The sequence below is a fragment of the Arsenicibacter sp. R0_47 genome, assembly GCF_057652235.1.
This window is the reverse complement of record NZ_JBYFCJ010000006.1, coordinates 254,163-269,241: the sequence shown is the minus strand read 5'-3', so window position 1 is coordinate 269,241 and position 15,079 is coordinate 254,163. Positions and strand designations below refer to the sequence as shown.

The 15,079-nt window shown below is 52.6% G+C and carries 9 protein-coding genes; 4 read left to right on the top strand and 5 right to left on the bottom strand.

Annotated features, from left to right (window positions below; genetic code table 11):
• The first annotated feature begins 130 nt into the window (after positions 1-130).
• A complete protein-coding gene (locus AC23NW_RS14160) occupies positions 131-2,836 on the top strand; it encodes a sialate O-acetylesterase (protein WP_487450298.1) in 2,706 nt (901 codons plus the stop codon).
• Positions 2,837-2,899: 63 nt separating this feature from the next.
• Here the strand turns inward: AC23NW_RS14160 and AC23NW_RS14155 are convergent, their stop codons facing one another.
• Together AC23NW_RS14155 and AC23NW_RS14150 are read right to left on the bottom strand one after the other, a co-directional pair.
• On the bottom strand, positions 2,900-4,984 hold the full coding sequence (locus AC23NW_RS14155; protein WP_487450296.1) for a ComEA family DNA-binding protein: 2,085 nt from the start codon (positions 4,982-4,984) through the stop codon (positions 2,900-2,902).
• 225 nt (positions 4,985-5,209) lie between these two features.
• Positions 5,210-6,418 carry a hypothetical protein gene (locus AC23NW_RS14150; protein ID WP_487450294.1) on the bottom strand — a complete coding sequence of 403 codons (1,209 nt, stop codon included), beginning with the start codon at positions 6,416-6,418 and terminating at the stop codon, positions 5,210-5,212.
• 346 nt (positions 6,419-6,764) lie between these two features.
• Here AC23NW_RS14150 and AC23NW_RS14145 point away from each other — a divergent pair, with 346 nt between their 5' ends.
• Together AC23NW_RS14145 and porZ are read left to right on the top strand one after the other, a co-directional pair.
• Positions 6,765-7,385: a thymidine kinase gene (locus tag AC23NW_RS14145; RefSeq protein WP_487450292.1), complete on the top strand. Its 621-nt coding sequence runs from the start codon at positions 6,765-6,767 to the stop codon at positions 7,383-7,385.
• Entirely contained in the window at positions 7,375-9,633 is a 2,259-nt protein-coding gene (gene porZ / locus AC23NW_RS14140) for a type IX secretion system anionic LPS delivery protein PorZ (RefSeq protein ID WP_487450291.1), read from the top strand. The genes AC23NW_RS14145 and porZ overlap by 11 nt, the downstream gene beginning before the upstream one ends.
• 71 nt (positions 9,634-9,704) lie before the next feature.
• On the opposite strand, the gene AC23NW_RS14135 is transcribed toward porZ, so the two are convergent.
• The 3 genes from AC23NW_RS14135 to AC23NW_RS14125 form a co-directional block, all read right to left on the bottom strand.
• The gene (locus tag AC23NW_RS14135; protein WP_487450290.1) at positions 9,705-10,676 is read right to left on the bottom strand and encodes a glycosyltransferase family 2 protein; all 972 of its coding nucleotides are present in this window, start codon (positions 10,674-10,676) and stop codon (positions 9,705-9,707) included.
• 123 nt (positions 10,677-10,799) lie between these two features.
• On the bottom strand, positions 10,800-11,507 hold the full coding sequence (locus AC23NW_RS14130) for a tRNA1(Val) (adenine(37)-N6)-methyltransferase (protein WP_487450288.1): 708 nt from the start codon (positions 11,505-11,507) through the stop codon (positions 10,800-10,802).
• A 106-nt stretch (positions 11,508-11,613) separates the two neighbouring features.
• Positions 11,614-14,586, bottom strand: coding sequence for a M16 family metallopeptidase (locus tag AC23NW_RS14125; protein ID WP_487450286.1), 2,973 nt, complete (start codon positions 14,584-14,586; stop codon positions 11,614-11,616).
• 137 nt (positions 14,587-14,723) lie between these two features.
• On the opposite strand from AC23NW_RS14125, the gene AC23NW_RS14120 reads away from it, so the two are divergent.
• On the top strand, positions 14,724-15,056 hold the full coding sequence (locus tag AC23NW_RS14120) for a YegP family protein (protein WP_293842169.1): 333 nt from the start codon (positions 14,724-14,726) through the stop codon (positions 15,054-15,056).
• Positions 15,057-15,079 lie beyond the last annotated feature (23 nt).

Here is a 15,079-nt window from a genome sequence, read left to right as displayed (position 1 = left end):
ATTTACCCAATAATACCGGAAATAGTGAGCCGGTATAAGCAATACCATTTTTAATCGGGACATAGGTAAACAACGTGGCGAGTGAAGTGTGAGGAAGACAGTACCTATCCCTACCCATAACGGATGTTATATGAATAGGTTATTACTCGTCATTAGTTTGGTATTTGGTGCGGTATCATCGCTGTGGGCGCAGGTGAGTATCATGTCGCCTCAGGCGCGAATGGTATTTCAGCGCAATCAGCAGAATGAAGCCAGTGTTCCGATTTCAGGCATTTGTCCGGTTAACGCGACGCGGGTAGAAGCCCGTTTCGAAATTATTCCGGGCGGTGGCGGGAGTTCAACAAACTGGTTTCAGATTGACGGTAATCCGCAAAACGGCACCTTTCAGGGCAATCTCACAGCACGAGGCGGCTGGTACCGCCTGTTTGTCCGGGTATTTGCCGGGAGCACCAATATCGGAGAAGCCGTGCTCGACCGCGTTGGAATCGGTGAAGTATTTATCATTGCCGGGCAGTCTAATGCATCAGGTGGGTTGCAACCGACACCCGGAGCCTCTGATGACCGGGTGTCGGTCGTTGATTATGCCGATGGCGATCTGACCGAATCCCGGTTCCCGTTTGTGTACAGTAAAGCTGATGCCGGCCGTTCTGTTGGTCCCTTTAACCCGTTGTATATCTGGGGGATGCTGGGTGACCGGCTGGTGAAACGCCTGAATGTACCGGTGCTGTTTTACGGTGCTGCCTACGGTGGTACCAATAGCGAAGTCTGGAAGATTTCGGCAAATGGTCAGAATCCCGGTGGTCAGCCGGGCGAGCTGCTGATGCCCTATCGTTGCATCGGAGCCGTGCTGGAGCACTATACCCGGCGGACGGGTGTGCGGGCGGTACTCTGGCATCAGGGTGAGTCGGATAACAGCTATCGCGGTGAACAGGCCTACTTTGATAACGTAAAAACGGTTATCGACAAAAGTCGTCAGGAGAGCGGCTTCAGCCGGTTACCGTGGGTGGTTTCCCGCGTATCCTACATCGGCGGAACAACCGATCAGAATATTATTAACGGTCAGAATAAGTTAATCCGTGAAGTCGACCAGGTGTGGCCCGGCCCGGAAACCGATCCGCTCATCGGGCCGGATAACCGTTTCGATGGTCTGCATTTCGGCGGGCAGGGCCTGATCCGTCTGACCGACCTTTGGGAAAAGTGCCTCACAGAAAACTTTTTTGCCCAGTCGGCACCAGGCACGGTGAGCGGTGTTCCTCCCGTACTCACTACCGGCTATGTTCTGCCGCTGAATCAACAGCAGGCAGGACAACCGATTTCTGTGCCGTACCTCCGGAGCAGCATCGGGTTCAGGGATGGTAATCAGTTTAAGGTACAGCTTCTGAAAGATGGCGGTTTAGTGCAGGAGCTTGGCACGGGTAATTCCAACCCGCTTCAGGTAACGCTGCCGGCCAGTCTGCAGACCGGTCAGTATCAGGTGCGGGTACTGTCAACGAATCCGGCCTATACCGGTTCGGTCAGCCCGGCCTTTTCGGCTAACGGCGTGGCTCCCAGCACCGGCGGCGGGGGTGGCGGTAGTACAACAACCGGTCAAATTCAGCAGGTCAGCTATAAATACGATGCACCGACACACGGATTTGATGTTTATGTGCAGGCAGACGGACCAACCGAGGTGAAACTCGAACGTCTCGACGGTGCCTTCAGCGCCTCCGGCTGGATCTCTATGGTGAGCGGTAATTATGGTAGTGGCTTCAATTATACCCGTTTTTATGCACCGGCTGCGGTAGGCGTCGGGGGCGTTGTTGCCGGTCAGTACCGGCTGACGGTACAGCGGACCGGTCAGGCATCAACCGCCCAGTCATTTGTATTTTCGCCGGCTAACGGCAGCTGGAAACTGTTCCCTACAGCTGACACCGGTTCAAACGGCGGTACGACTACCACGCCGCCTTCGTCAACTACGACCACTACAACCGTTCCGGACAACATACAGGCATCTGCCATCCGGAAAATCGGTTATAAATACGATGTGCCGACACACGGATTTCAGCTTCTGGTCGATGCTTCATCTGCTGTTGAAGTACGTCTGGAGCGCCTGGACGGGACCTTTACCGCCAGTGACTGGGGCACTGCTGCTTCCTACGGCGGTGAATCCGGCTATTCGTTTCAGCGGTTCTATTCACCGGTTGCGCCGGGCGTGGGCGGTGTAGAAGCAGGTCGTTACCGGCTCAGCGCACGGATTGCCGGTCAGCCATCGACAGCTGTCGGGGTCGAAGTCGTATTGCAATATGGTATTTTCCCGGTCTATACCTCGACCGGTTCGTCGGGTAGCGGCGGTTCAACAACCACGCCGCCATCGACCACAACCACTACGCCGCCGACAACGGTGGCCGGTATCCGGAAACTTGGTTATAAGTATGATGCTCCGACAAACGGTCTCCAGGTTCTGGTAGATGCCGACGGGTCGGTGCAGATCAAAATTGAACGGCTGGACGGCGCTTTTTCTCCATCAGACTGGGGAGCAGGTCAGACCTATACCAACGAAACCGGTTATAACTTCCAGCGGTTTTATCCGCCGGTTGCGCCTGGTGTTGGCGGAGCTGTGGCAGGGCGTTACCGCTTAAGTGCCCGACAGGCCGATAATGCCTCCACCGAAGTCTCGGTCGAAGTGGTACTGCAATGGGGTGTTTTCGGCATTTATCCGGTACCGACCGTTGCTAAATCCAATTCAATTGACAGCGAAACCATTCAGCGGCAGTTCTACATTCCGACGTTTGTAATTCCGTCTAATCAGCTGGGTTGTGGAAACTGTATTCCGCTGGATGCGGAACGGATCCGGTAAACATAAACAGTCAATAGGGATGGTGATGCCGGTTCAGACAGGCATCACCATTTTTTTATCCGCTCAGAAGCGCCAGCGAATCTGCACTTTTATTTCGGATTTGTGCGGACGGGCAATCTGATCAAGGTCAGAGCCAACGGTTGGCTGGTTGGTGAGGTCAGTCCGGGCCCAGCGTACCCATAGATCCATATGCCGGTTGAGGCTGTATTGGGCCAGTACATAATGCCGGACGCCGTTGTAAAAATAAGCCGGAAAAGAGAACGCCGTCAGCACGTCCTGTTCATACGTGTATAACCGGCTGTCATAATCGTCGGTATTGAAGAATGCCAGCCGTCCGTTAAGCTGCCAGCGCTTATACTGCCAGGCCACATCCTGCGCAAAGGCAATTCCCTGAGAGGGCGACTGCTCTATATACCTGAACCGGCTTCCCTGCAACCGTGACCGGAACGAAAACCGGTTCAGGGCATATTCTGCCTGCATGACCAGCTGGCTCAGCCGTGTTCCGGTCAGTTGTTTCGGTGTAGTCTTGCTGCCCGGTAAATTTTTCTGTTTGTGTTCCTGGTGAAAAATCATGGAAAATGTAGTTTTCCGGTCAGGGGTATAGGTTGCCTGCGTCAGGTAGTCAAAACCACCGGATGCACCGTCGACCAGATAACGCCACCACGGGAAACGGAAAATATCCAGATATCCGCCTAGTTTCAGCCGCCGGTACAGGGTGTATTTGGCGCCGATGTAAGCACCTGTCTCGTTAATGGTTCGTGAATTCTCGCTGAAACCATTGGCATAAAAGCTATGGAAATTGCGGTCGTAATGCCGGAATACGATACCAAGGTCTGTTTTCCGACCCAGACTGGCCATCAGCCCGGTAACCACACCAATACCGCCGCTGTAGGTCGCTGATCCGCTGCTGCGGGCAAACTCACCGAATGCATTCCAGTTTTGACGGCTGTAGGTTCCGTGTACACCCAGCACAAGATTCCGGATACCGGTAAACTCAAACTGATTATAGGTCAGTGACCGTTTCTGTACCGGATGGTCAAATGTTGTGTTCAGGCCGGTTATTCCCAGCCGGAGACGGTCTTTGAGGTGCAGCAGCAGATGGGCTCCCAGATTGGTTTCGATAACACTATAACGGTCAGCCAGTTCGGAACTGGTCCGGTGCAGACCGGAGGTGATGAACGAGGTAATGATCGTTTCCGGTCCGGCCGTTGCAGCCAGGTTGGCTGAGCGGCGGTTCCGTGCCCCAAACACCGTCAGGTCAACGGAAGGGTGCAGGGCATAGGTTGCCGCCAGTCCCCGGAAAAAACCGGATTCGGTGAGTGATGTATACGCTCTGGCGCCGAGGGTCGGACGGCGAATCGTTAATATAGTCTCCGAATTTTTGCCCATCACAAAACCGGCCGAACAGATGAGGCTTTGACCGAACTGTAACTGATAGTCACCCGCAATCAGATTTTTGAGTTTCCCCTGATTCCGGACCTGAACATGAAACGAAATATAATCAGGGCCGTATTGCCGGTTACCAGGCGACCAGGTAAGGCGTTCGCCCGGATCTTTTTCGGCGGTGAAACCAAAGCTGAAGGCGTTTGGCCGGGTATAGCGGTAGCGGGCAAACCATTGCTGTGCATTGCCGGTGTAGCGGTTCGGGAGCTTACCGTTTTTATCCGGAACCGCCTCCGAAAATCCCTTCTGCTGTTCTAAAATATGCTCAAACCGTAAGATGAAATAGTGGTCGGTGGGGGTAGGCAGCTTGCTCAGCGGATCGGCAATGACTACGAAAGGCAGCAACCGCCGGATTGTAACGGCATCAAATGCGGGGACGGCCTGTAGTTCATACAGCGAGAGCAGTGCACCATATCGGGTGCGGTACTGTAGCAGGCTTTCCAGCTGGCTTTCCGTGAGCAGAAACAGACTTGCCAGTTCATCGCGGGTGGCGGTGTTGAGATTCAGCGGATTTTGCTGTAACTGCGCCAGATTGTCTGCTACCTGTTGAAAATCAATACCGTCCGGCTGGATCGGGAAAAGGTCTTTCAGGGTTTCATTAATGTTGATGGCCGGCCGTTGGGGATGTAAAACCGTTTGGGCCTGACTCCCGATGCATACCAGCGTTAGCAACAGGGTAAGTGTGTAAATAATCCGGCATTCCATAGCCGATATATGACGGATAGTGGATGGATGCTGTCACATACAGGCAGGTAATAAAACGTAGAGACGCAATATCTTGCGTCTCATGCTAGCGCCTCAGGCTGGCTCATGCTAGCGCCTCAGGCTGGCTCATGCTAGCGTTTGGCGTATGATGTCAGCTACCAGAAGGCAATAAAAAAGGCAGCACACCTAAGCGTACTGCCTGTAAGGGCTATAAGCTGTTTGGTTTTACGTAAAGCGGCGCTTTAAAATTTCAACCAGTTCACCGACTTCATCACTGCTCATATCCCACATGAACTGAGATGCATAACGGTATGAAATCAGGTCAAGGGCCTGCCCGTAGTTACCTACCTTATCCAGCTCATTAATGGCTTGTTCGTAGGCAGTGGTCTGCCCGTTGAACAACTGATTGATAAACCGGAATTTCTGGTTCAGTGAAATACTTTTCGCAATACTTTCGATTGGCGACCGGTGGAACGCTTCGGCGACCGAAGTTGGTTCGGTGGCTTCTGTCTTTAGAATTGCCGGTACGTCAGAGCCATACGATGAATCCGATAAGGGTGATGGCTGCATGACCGGTGAGGGTGGTTCTGCGGGCCGGAAAGACAGATCACTGTCGCCGTTCAATAGCGGTTCACGATCATACGATGGCTGCAGGGGCGATGATTCGAGCGGTATGCCGTTGGTATAGGGAAGTGCCTGATCTCTCTCCGGTGCTTCGTATGACGACGATGGCGGTATGTGCGTTTCTTCGGCAGCTTCGAAAAATGACCGTGTCGGCTGACCTAACAGCGGGCTGTCCGGATCATAGCTCCGGATCAGCGTAGAAAGGTCAATCGGTACTTTTTCCGACAGAGCGGCAATGTATTTTTCGGGTTTTTCGAGCTCATGTCCGCGCTGGGCCAGCACTTCATCGAGATGCATCAGGGCCTGATTGACGTACACAAAATCTTTGCCGTTCATGCGTTGCTCAAGTGTAGCCGGCACAAATTTGTTAATTTGCGTATAGCGTGTCAGCTGCCGCGCGGCATCGAGCGAAAGCCGGAAATCAGGCTGACTGCGTAGCTGATCGTCAAAATAGTTGCGCGGATCAAAGATCAGCACCAGTGTTTTTTTGACGGCATCGGCCAGCATTGGCTCCAGATTTTCGCGACGGACGGCAATGTGCTGTGAAACAACGTTCATGAAAAGCCGGAGCGCTTCTTCAACTTCAGGGTGGCTGAAATCGAAATAGGGGCTACGGAATTTTTCGGCATCTGCTTTCCATTTATCGAACAAACTACTTACAACCAATAAGTTTATTTGACTAATCGGGGTCAGATTAAGAATCTGCTTTCCATTAATAACGTTGTGCGCACTGTAAAAATCGGCCGAAACACGGCGCGCGTAAGAGCGGCTGTATTCGGTCAGGGCATTTTGGTGGAACTTGTTCGACATTGGTAAAAGTCTTTGCTTGGTAAATATATTGCTTTCAAAATAAAGCTGTTTTTTCCCGCGAAAAAAAAGCGATAAAATTGATGCAATGCGAACCGATTCGGCCGATTCGCCGATATCTGCTACTTTAAAATGCTTAGTCGATAAGCCATCCTGGAAGTACATGTTCGGCATATCAGCTACCTTTGTTAAGTGGGTATTCAATTGGCTTCAAAAAAATAAGAAAAATCAGGACGCCGTTCAAGGCGGATGATTACTTATTTTTACCAATTAGCCACATTTTGTTGACATAAATTTTAATCAGGCAGCATTTTTATATCGACTACTGCCCAAATAACGTTATAAACCAATGTTTATTGAGCCAACACAAAGGCGTGAATCTCCTCATTTACGAACAGGCTGGATTGAAGTGATCAGTGGTTCGATGTTTTCCGGAAAAACCGAAGAACTGATCCGTCGACTAAACCGGGCCCGCATCGCCCGTTTAAACGTCGCTATTTTCAAACCGGCCATCGATACACGGTATCACGACCAAAATATTGTCTCTCATAATTCGTTGGTAATTAACTCAACTCCCGTGCAAAAAGCCGGCCAAATTCCGGCGCTGGCTGAAGGGTTTGATGTGGTAGGTATCGACGAAGCCCAGTTTTTTGATACAGAAGTGGTGGAAGTATGCACACAACTGGCAAATCAGGGGCAGCGCGTCATTGTTGCGGGGCTGGATATGGATTTTGCCGGTAAGCCGTTTGGCTGTATGCCGCAACTGATGGCCATCGCTGAATATGTTACCAAAGTTCATGCCATTTGTGTGGTCTGCGGAGATATGGCACATCATTCGTTTCGGTTACTCCCTTCTCAGGAACGTGTTTTGCTGGGCGAAACGGATAGTTATGAAGCCCGGTGCCGCCGCTGCTTTGTGTTAGGCAACGAAGCCGGGGCAAAGGAATGGATCTATGTGGATGATAAATAACAGGATACCGGTTGCCGGATGGTGGTGCACTATCCTTCTCTTTGCCCTCTGCCCGCTTCTCGTTGCTCATAGCCAGCCCGTTGGTACGTGGCAGTCGCATGCCGCCTATCGGTCGGCGCAGGCGGTTGAGGTCGTTGGCGGGCAGGTATACGCGGCAACACGCTATGGCTTATTTTACTACAATAAAACTACAGGCGAAACCGCGGCGCTGTCAAAAGTCAACGGCCTGAGCGATGTGGGGGTAAGCCGGTTGTATTATGACGCCCAATCCGGAAAACTGCTGATTTATTACCGGAGTGGTATGATCGACCTGCTGGCTGTTGATAAGCAGGGCAACCCGGCAGGTGAAATACAGACCGTAGATGCCATTAAAAATGCTTCGCAGCTGCCTGTTAACCGGCAGGCAAATCAGGCGTATACTCTGGGGGCCGGCCGCAATGTGTATGTGAGTACCAACTTCGGTATTGTGGTGTTTGATCCGATACAGGCCGGCATCCGCGATACCTACCGCAATATCGGTACAGGCGGCAGTGAGGTGGCTGTTCTGGCCACGGCCCTGAGTCAGGATACGCTCTACGCGCTGACGAACCGCGGTCTGCTGGCAGCTCCGTTTTCAGACAGGATCAATCTTGCGTATTCCGGTAACTGGCGGACAATCGGCGCTCCGGACAATCAACCGGTGGCGGCGCTTGGGAGTGTGGGCGGACGATTGCGGGCAGCGGTCGAAGGGATGGGTGTCTACGAGCGGCAGCAGGGCCGGTGGGCACTTGTTCAGGCCACGACCACAACGCCGGTCCGCTTTTTCCCGACGCCCAGGGCGGCAGCAACACCGGCAGATGTGAATCAATTAGTAATCACCGGCTCGCGGCTGACCAATACCGGCGGAATCGCCTTTCAGGGCAATCTGCTGAATCAGCCACAGGATGCCGTCGCAGACGGGGCCGGTGTCTGGGTGGCCGATGCACAGAACGGCCTCTTACAGGGGCTGAACGGCGCGTTTCAGCCGATCGTTCCCGAAGGCCCGCCTTCGGATCAGTTTCCCCGTTTGTTTGCCTACAGCCAGCAGCTTGTGGCATTGGGTGGTAATAACCTGGACACGCCGCTTTCGCTGGATATTGACCGGAAATCGGGAAAATTATCGGTGGCCGACGGGCGCTGGCAGGCATATCCGAATACGACCATGCCGTTTAATTCGGCGGCCTATGGAGTCGCCGGTCAGCAGTTGTTTCTGGGCAGTTATGGAGGTGGTCTCTGGATGCAGGGAGAGGGGCAGAATCCGGTGACGGTGACCATGCCGTCAACCATCAGCCCCTACATTACGGCGCTGGCGACAGACTATGACGGCAACCTCTGGATCGCGACAGTACCGACCGGCACGCAGCCAACGACGTTACACGTGCGCCGGCCAAACGGACAATTCGAGTCGTTCCGGACGGTGTCGCAGCAAAACGTGGCGCAGATTGTGCCCGACGATAACGGCAATCTGTGGCTTCGACTGAGTTACAGCAGCATTCTGGTGTTTAACCCACAGACTGCTCAGACACGGTATTTATACGCAACGGCCAATGAAGGGGGGCTGCCGAACAACGTTGTACGGACTCTGGCCAAGGACAGAAGCGGGCTGATCTGGGTTGGTACTGACCTTGGCGTTGCTGTTTTTGATGACCCGTACAACGTATTTACGGGTGCAGTTAACGCAGCCATACCCATTCTGAACCGGCGGCGGTTGCTGGCCAATGAGTCAGTGACAGCCATAGCCGTGGATGGTGGTAACCGGAGATGGATTGCGACAAAAAGCGGATTGTACCGCGTGGCGGCCGACGGCACTGAGTTGTTCGAAACCTTCACTACGGCGAATAGTCCCTTGCCGTCGGACCAGATTCTGGATGTGGCGGTTGAGCCCGTCAGCGGATCGGTTTTTGTGGCGACGACGGCGGGGCTGGTGTCATACCGGGGCGTGGCCACTGAACCGGCCGGTACACTGAATAAGGTAACGGTCTTCCCGAATCCGGTGCGGCCGGATTTCAGCGGTGTAGTGGCAATAAACGGTCTGGTGGACCAGGCCGCCGTAAAGATTCTGGATGCGGCCGGTCAGCTGGTGTATGAGACAAAAGCCCAGGGTGGTACGGCCACCTGGAACCTGCTCGATTATCGGGGACGCCCTGTCCGGACAGGTATTTATCTGGTGATTGCCATAGCAGCAAACGGGGAAGAAGGTGTGGCCGGTAAACTGGCTGTTGTAAGGTAACCACAACGCCGGGAAGTACCTGAGAAACATAAATTACGTAGTGTTTCTCAGGTACTTCCCGGTGTTTTGATTTATTCGCCAACCCGTTCAGCGATCTGGAAGTCAGTTGTTTTGGGGGCAAACTGCCGGATCAGTAACTCACCGATAAAGCCGGCCAGAAAAAGCTGAACCCCCAGTATAATGGCCACTAAGCCAAAGAAAAACATCGGGTTATCTGTTACGTTCCGGTAGCGGACGCCCTGCGATATGCGATATAGTTTTTCTCCGATCAGATACAGCGCAATCAGGGTGCCGACAAAAAAGGAAAATGTCCCGAATCCGCCGAAAAAGTGCATCGGCCGCTTGCCGAATTTCTGCATAAAGGCAATGACCAGCAGATCAAGAAACCCGTTAATAAACCGGTCAAGCCCGAATTTAGTCGATCCGTATTTGCGGGCGCGGTGCTGAACCACCTTTTCCCCGATCTTCGAAAAGCCGTTCCATTTCGCCACAATCGGCAGGTTGCGGTGCATTTCGCCGTAGAGGTTAAAGGTTTTCACCACTTTGCCGCGGTAGGCTTTCAGCCCGCAGTTGAAATCATGGAGTTTAACGCCGGAGACCATCCGCGACACACCGTTGAACAGTTTGGTCGGCAGGGTCTTGCTGATAGGGTCATAGCGCTTCTTTTTCCAGCCCGAGACCAGATCGTATCCGTCTTCGGTAATCATCCGGTACAGCTCCGGTATCTCATCGGGGCTGTCCTGCAAATCGGCATCCATGGTAATCACTACACTGCCCCGACACGCCTGAAAACCAACCTGTAAAGCGGCGGTTTTGCCGTAATTCCGGCCAAACCGGATGCCCCGAACGTGCGGGTTACGGGCCGACAAGGTCTCAATTACCTCCCATGAGTTGTCGGAACTGCCGTCATCGACAAAAAGAATTTCGTATGTAAACTGATGCTCTGTGGCTACCCGAACGATCCAGTCATGAAGTTCAGGTAGTGATTCGTCCTCGTTAAAAAGAGGAATCAGGACAGAAAGCTGCAAAGGAATATGTGTCATTCAGTTGAAAATCCGCTATTGCTACGTGGGGGCCGGGGCCGCATTGGCCAGTCGTATTCCCCTGTTACTGAAACAGTGGCCACTCCCGAAATAATTCCGGACACGACAAAGGTACGACCTTGGCTAAAATATCAGATAAAAGTCTTGCAATAAGCTGCGGAAGGCGGCAGTGTAGGTCCGGCCGTCGGTTTCGTAAATGGCCAGTGTACTGTCTGCCAGTGGCTGACCGGCAAACGAAAAGCCGGTAATGTGCCGGAAGAACGGTTTGTTGGCATGGTGCTGTACCTGAAGCCGCCGGAAAGGCATCAGGCCGGAGCGGGCTGCCTGCTGCGTCAGCTGATCCATTTCGTACGGAGGCAGCAATACCCACCATTGCCCGTTACGGGCTAAAAGCCGGCCGACAGCTGCCAGTAAATCGCTGAAAGGCAGGTCATCGGTATGCAGCGCACGGTTGACGGCGGCGTCCGGCGACCGCAGGTGATTGGTGTAAAACGGCGGATTGGTGAGAATCCGGTCGTAGGCTGTCGACGCCGGGGTAAATTCCTGCACAGGGGTGTGCCGGATCGTGATCCGGCCGGCAAAGGGGCTGGCAGTAACGTTTTCGGTCGCCTGTTGCGCGGCGTCGGCATCAATTTCGACGGCGTCGATCCGGGCGTTCGGGTTGCGTTGAGCGGCCATGAGTGCCAAAAGGCCGGTACCGGTGCCGATGTCGAGCAGACGTACGGGTTGCTCATTGGCTACGTCGGCGAACGCGCCCAACAGGCAGGCATCGGTACAGACTTTCATCGCCGCCCGTTCCTGCCGCACCGTAAATTGTTTAAAACGAAACATAAAAAAAGCCGTATTACCGGCTACAAAACCAATTACCACATAGCCACATAGAAAACAAAGATTTTTTATTTCTTATATGTTCTATGTGACTATGTGGTTTAACCAATTAATACCCGAAAATCTCTTCCAGCGACAGTTTTTTCACGGTGCCGTATTTAGCGAGATCCTGCGGCGTTACCCGCTTTTCAGACGCAACGACGCAATAGGTATACGGCTTGTTCGCCAGATTTTGTTCCGTGAATTTCTTCAGGTCGGCATACGAGAGCTTGTCGAGCGCTTCGTAGGTTTTCTGACGGGCATCGTAATCAAGGCCTTTTTCCTGCGCATCAAGGTAGCTGTAAATGATACCATCCTGACGGATACGTTCCGTCTGCATGGTTTTCTTCATGCTGGTCTTGGCCGTTTCGAGCAGTTTCGGCGACTCCGGCAGTACGTTCAGCAGCTCATTCATACCGGCAACCGCTTCGTGGAACTTATCGGCCTGACTGCCGATGTACGCACTGACCGAATACTGCTCGTCTTTGCGTTCCGGCGTGTCGTAGTTCGCATACGTCGAGTAGGCGAGTGCCTTTGATTCGCGCAGGGTCTGGAAAACAACCGAGGCCATGTTGCCACCGAAGTAGTTGTTGAACAAGTTAATTGTAGGCATAACTGCCGGATCAAACGCACCGGTGTTCCGTACCCAGAAAATCTCGGATTGTACCATGTCGTAATCCGCAAACAGCACCTGATTCTGAGTCTGGGCTACCTGCGTGAACGCCTGACGGTTCGCTACCGGACGGAACTGTGCCGGCATCTGATGCTGGCTGGCAATCTCCCGACTGAAGTCACCGATTGATTTTGGTCCGTAGTAAATGATCTGCTGCGGATAATCGAACAGTGTATGCAGTACGTCAAGCAGCTGAGCGGATGTCAGTGCTTTCAGTTCGTCGTTGGTCAGCTGGTTATTGAACGGATTTTTCGGACCATACTGCGCATAGTTGATCAGGCCCTGCATGATCGTGCCTTTGTTCAGCTTGTTGTCAGCGCGCGATTTCAGGATCCGGCCTTTCAGCGCTTCCAGCGCGTCTTCATTCGGCTTACAATTCCGGAGCAGATGGTCGAGGAGTTTAACGCTCTTATCGAAATTCTCCTGAAGACCCGACAGCCGGACCGTTGTGTAATCGCCTGACGAATAGATGTTATAGGCGCAGGCCAGATCGAAAAATGCCTTGCTGATTTCCTCGGCTGAATACTTGTCGGTGCTCAGGAATTGCAGGTATTGGGTAGCAATCGGCAGCACCTTGCTGTGGTAGGTACCCATCGGAATCCGGTAGCCAAGGCGGAACAGGTCGTTGTCGGTGTTCTGTACATACAATACATCGGTCGCACCGGCTTTTCCGCGCTGAATATCCTTCTGGTAATCAAGCCATACCGGTTGCACATCGGCCATCGGCATGTTGCTTACCTGTTGCAGGAACGGCGACTGCGCCTCGCGGTTAACTTCTACCGGTGTGATAGCCGGCTTGTCAACTTTCTTGATATTCTTGTCTTCGCCTTTCCGTTTGTAGACAACTACATAATTGTCTTTCAGGTATTTATTGGCAAAGTCAACAACCTGCTGCTTCGTCACCTTAGCCATGTCGTCGATCAGGCTGGTCTGATCCGCGTAGTTGTCGCCACGGGCCAGCACGAACGCCTCCAGCAACTTGTCGGCGCGGCCGTAATTGTTCTCATATTCTTCGATCTGCCGCTTCTTGTAGTTGCTGACAATCGACTGAATGACTTTATCGTCGAAATTACCGCTCTTCAGTTTGGCGACTTCGGCGAGCAGCAGGTTTTTCACCTCATCAAGGCTCTGGCCTTGCTTTGGCCGGCCAAACATAGTCCAGACACCGTAGTCTTTCATCCATTCCGGCGAACTGCCGCCACCGAGCACTTTCTGGGCTTTCACCAGGTTCAGGTCAATCAGACCGGCTGCCGAGTTCGACATCAGTTCATCCACGATAACGCCGACCGGCTTTTCTTTCGAAACAGCACTCGGGAAGCGGTAGCCGATCCGCACCGATTCGGGGGTTGGCCCGAACACTTCGCGGGTGATTACCGAAGTCAGCGGTTTTTCGGGAGCAGGGTTATACAGCTGGACAGGTTTTGCCTGCATGTAGCCCATTTTCTGGTCAACTTTTTTGATGACTTCATCCGGATTGAAATCACCGGCCATGATTACGGCCATGTTATTCGGCACGTAATATTTGTTGAAATAATTCCGGATTTCAATCAGCGACGGGTTTTTCAGGTGTTCAACCGTACCGATGGTCGTTTGCTGCCCGTAGTTATGGGTCGGGAAAAGTGCGGCCAGCAAGGTTTCCTGCACCTTCCAGCCGTCGTTGTCCAGTGAGCGGTTTTTCTCTTCGTAAACCGCTTCAAGTTCGGTATGAAAAATCCGCAGCACCGGTTTCCGGAAGCGTTCGGCCTGTACGGCTAAAAAGCGGTCTACGGCATTCGACGGAATATCTTCCATGTACACCGTCTGCTCATACGACGTAAAAGCGTTGGAGCCCTGCGCGCCCATACCCGCCATCAGTTTGTCGTACTCGTTGGCAATGGCATACTTAGCGGCCTCGCCCGAAACACGGTCGATCTCCTTATAAATGGCTTTCCGCTGCGCCTCGTCTTTCGTTTTGTTGTACTTTTCGTACAGTGCGTCGATCTGGTCGAGAAGTGGCTTTTCCTTAGCCCAGTTCAGGCTGCCGAACTTGTCGGTGCCCTTGAAGAGCATGTGCTCCAGATAGTGGGCCAGACCGGTGTTCGTACGCGGGTCGGTGTTTGAACCTGCGCGGGTCGGAATAAACGTAAAGATGCGCGGCTCTTTCTTGTTGACACTCAGAATAACCGTCAGACCGTTTTTCAGCGTGTAAAAGCGGGCCTGCATGGGATCATTGGTAATGTACCGATAGGTGTACCCACCGGATGAAGCCGTTTTCCATTCGTACTTGTTGGGAGCTTCGGCGACATAGTTGCCCGGAATATGGGCTTCTACTACCGAAAGGGCTCCGAACGCGAGTGTGCCGGCCAGGAGCGCATTTTTGATGAATTGCATAGGTGTATAGAAAAAAGGAATTGCCCAATTTACAACGGTGTAACGAATAGTAATAGGAGTTCAGAATATTATTAAGATTTATTAGGAGATTATTATATTGCCATCCGTATTTCTAACTAATAAACCACCACGTACCCATGGGTAAATTTGTTATCTCGACCCGTAAAAACGGTGAATATCAATTTAATCTGAAAGCTACCAATGGTCAGGTAATTCTGGCCAGCGAAGGCTACACCACCAAAGCTGCCTGCGAAAACGGGATTGAATCGGTAAAGAAAAATGCGGCGGATGATGCCCGCTTCGACCGTAAGGAATCATCAAACGGCAAGTTCTATTTTAACCTGAAAGCCGGCAACGGTCAGGTGATTGGCTCAAGTGAAATGTATGAGACGGTAGCCAGCCGTGATAACGGAATTGAATCAGTAAAGAAAAACGCACCGGAAGCAACGGTGGTTGATGAAACGGAATAAGCAGACAGTATAAACAAAACGGG

Excerpts from the sequence above, each read along its gene's own strand:
- AC23NW_RS14160 (WP_487450298.1), top strand. The coding sequence starts at position 131 with ATGAATAGGTTATTACTCGTCATTAGTTTGGTATTTGGTGCGGTATCA.
- AC23NW_RS14155 (WP_487450296.1), bottom strand. The coding sequence starts at position 4,984 with ATGGAATGCCGGATTATTTACACACTTACCCTGTTGCTAACGCTGGTA.
- AC23NW_RS14150 (WP_487450294.1), bottom strand. The coding sequence starts at position 6,418 with ATGTCGAACAAGTTCCACCAAAATGCCCTGACCGAATACAGCCGCTCT.
- AC23NW_RS14145 (WP_487450292.1), top strand. The coding sequence starts at position 6,765 with ATGTTTATTGAGCCAACACAAAGGCGTGAATCTCCTCATTTACGAACA.
- porZ (WP_487450291.1), top strand. The coding sequence starts at position 7,375 with ATGATAAATAACAGGATACCGGTTGCCGGATGGTGGTGCACTATCCTT.
- AC23NW_RS14135 (WP_487450290.1), bottom strand. The coding sequence starts at position 10,676 with ATGACACATATTCCTTTGCAGCTTTCTGTCCTGATTCCTCTTTTTAAC.
- AC23NW_RS14130 (WP_487450288.1), bottom strand. The coding sequence starts at position 11,507 with ATGTTTCGTTTTAAACAATTTACGGTGCGGCAGGAACGGGCGGCGATG.
- AC23NW_RS14125 (WP_487450286.1), bottom strand. The coding sequence starts at position 14,586 with ATGCAATTCATCAAAAATGCGCTCCTGGCCGGCACACTCGCGTTCGGA.
- AC23NW_RS14120 (WP_293842169.1), top strand. The coding sequence starts at position 14,724 with ATGGGTAAATTTGTTATCTCGACCCGTAAAAACGGTGAATATCAATTT.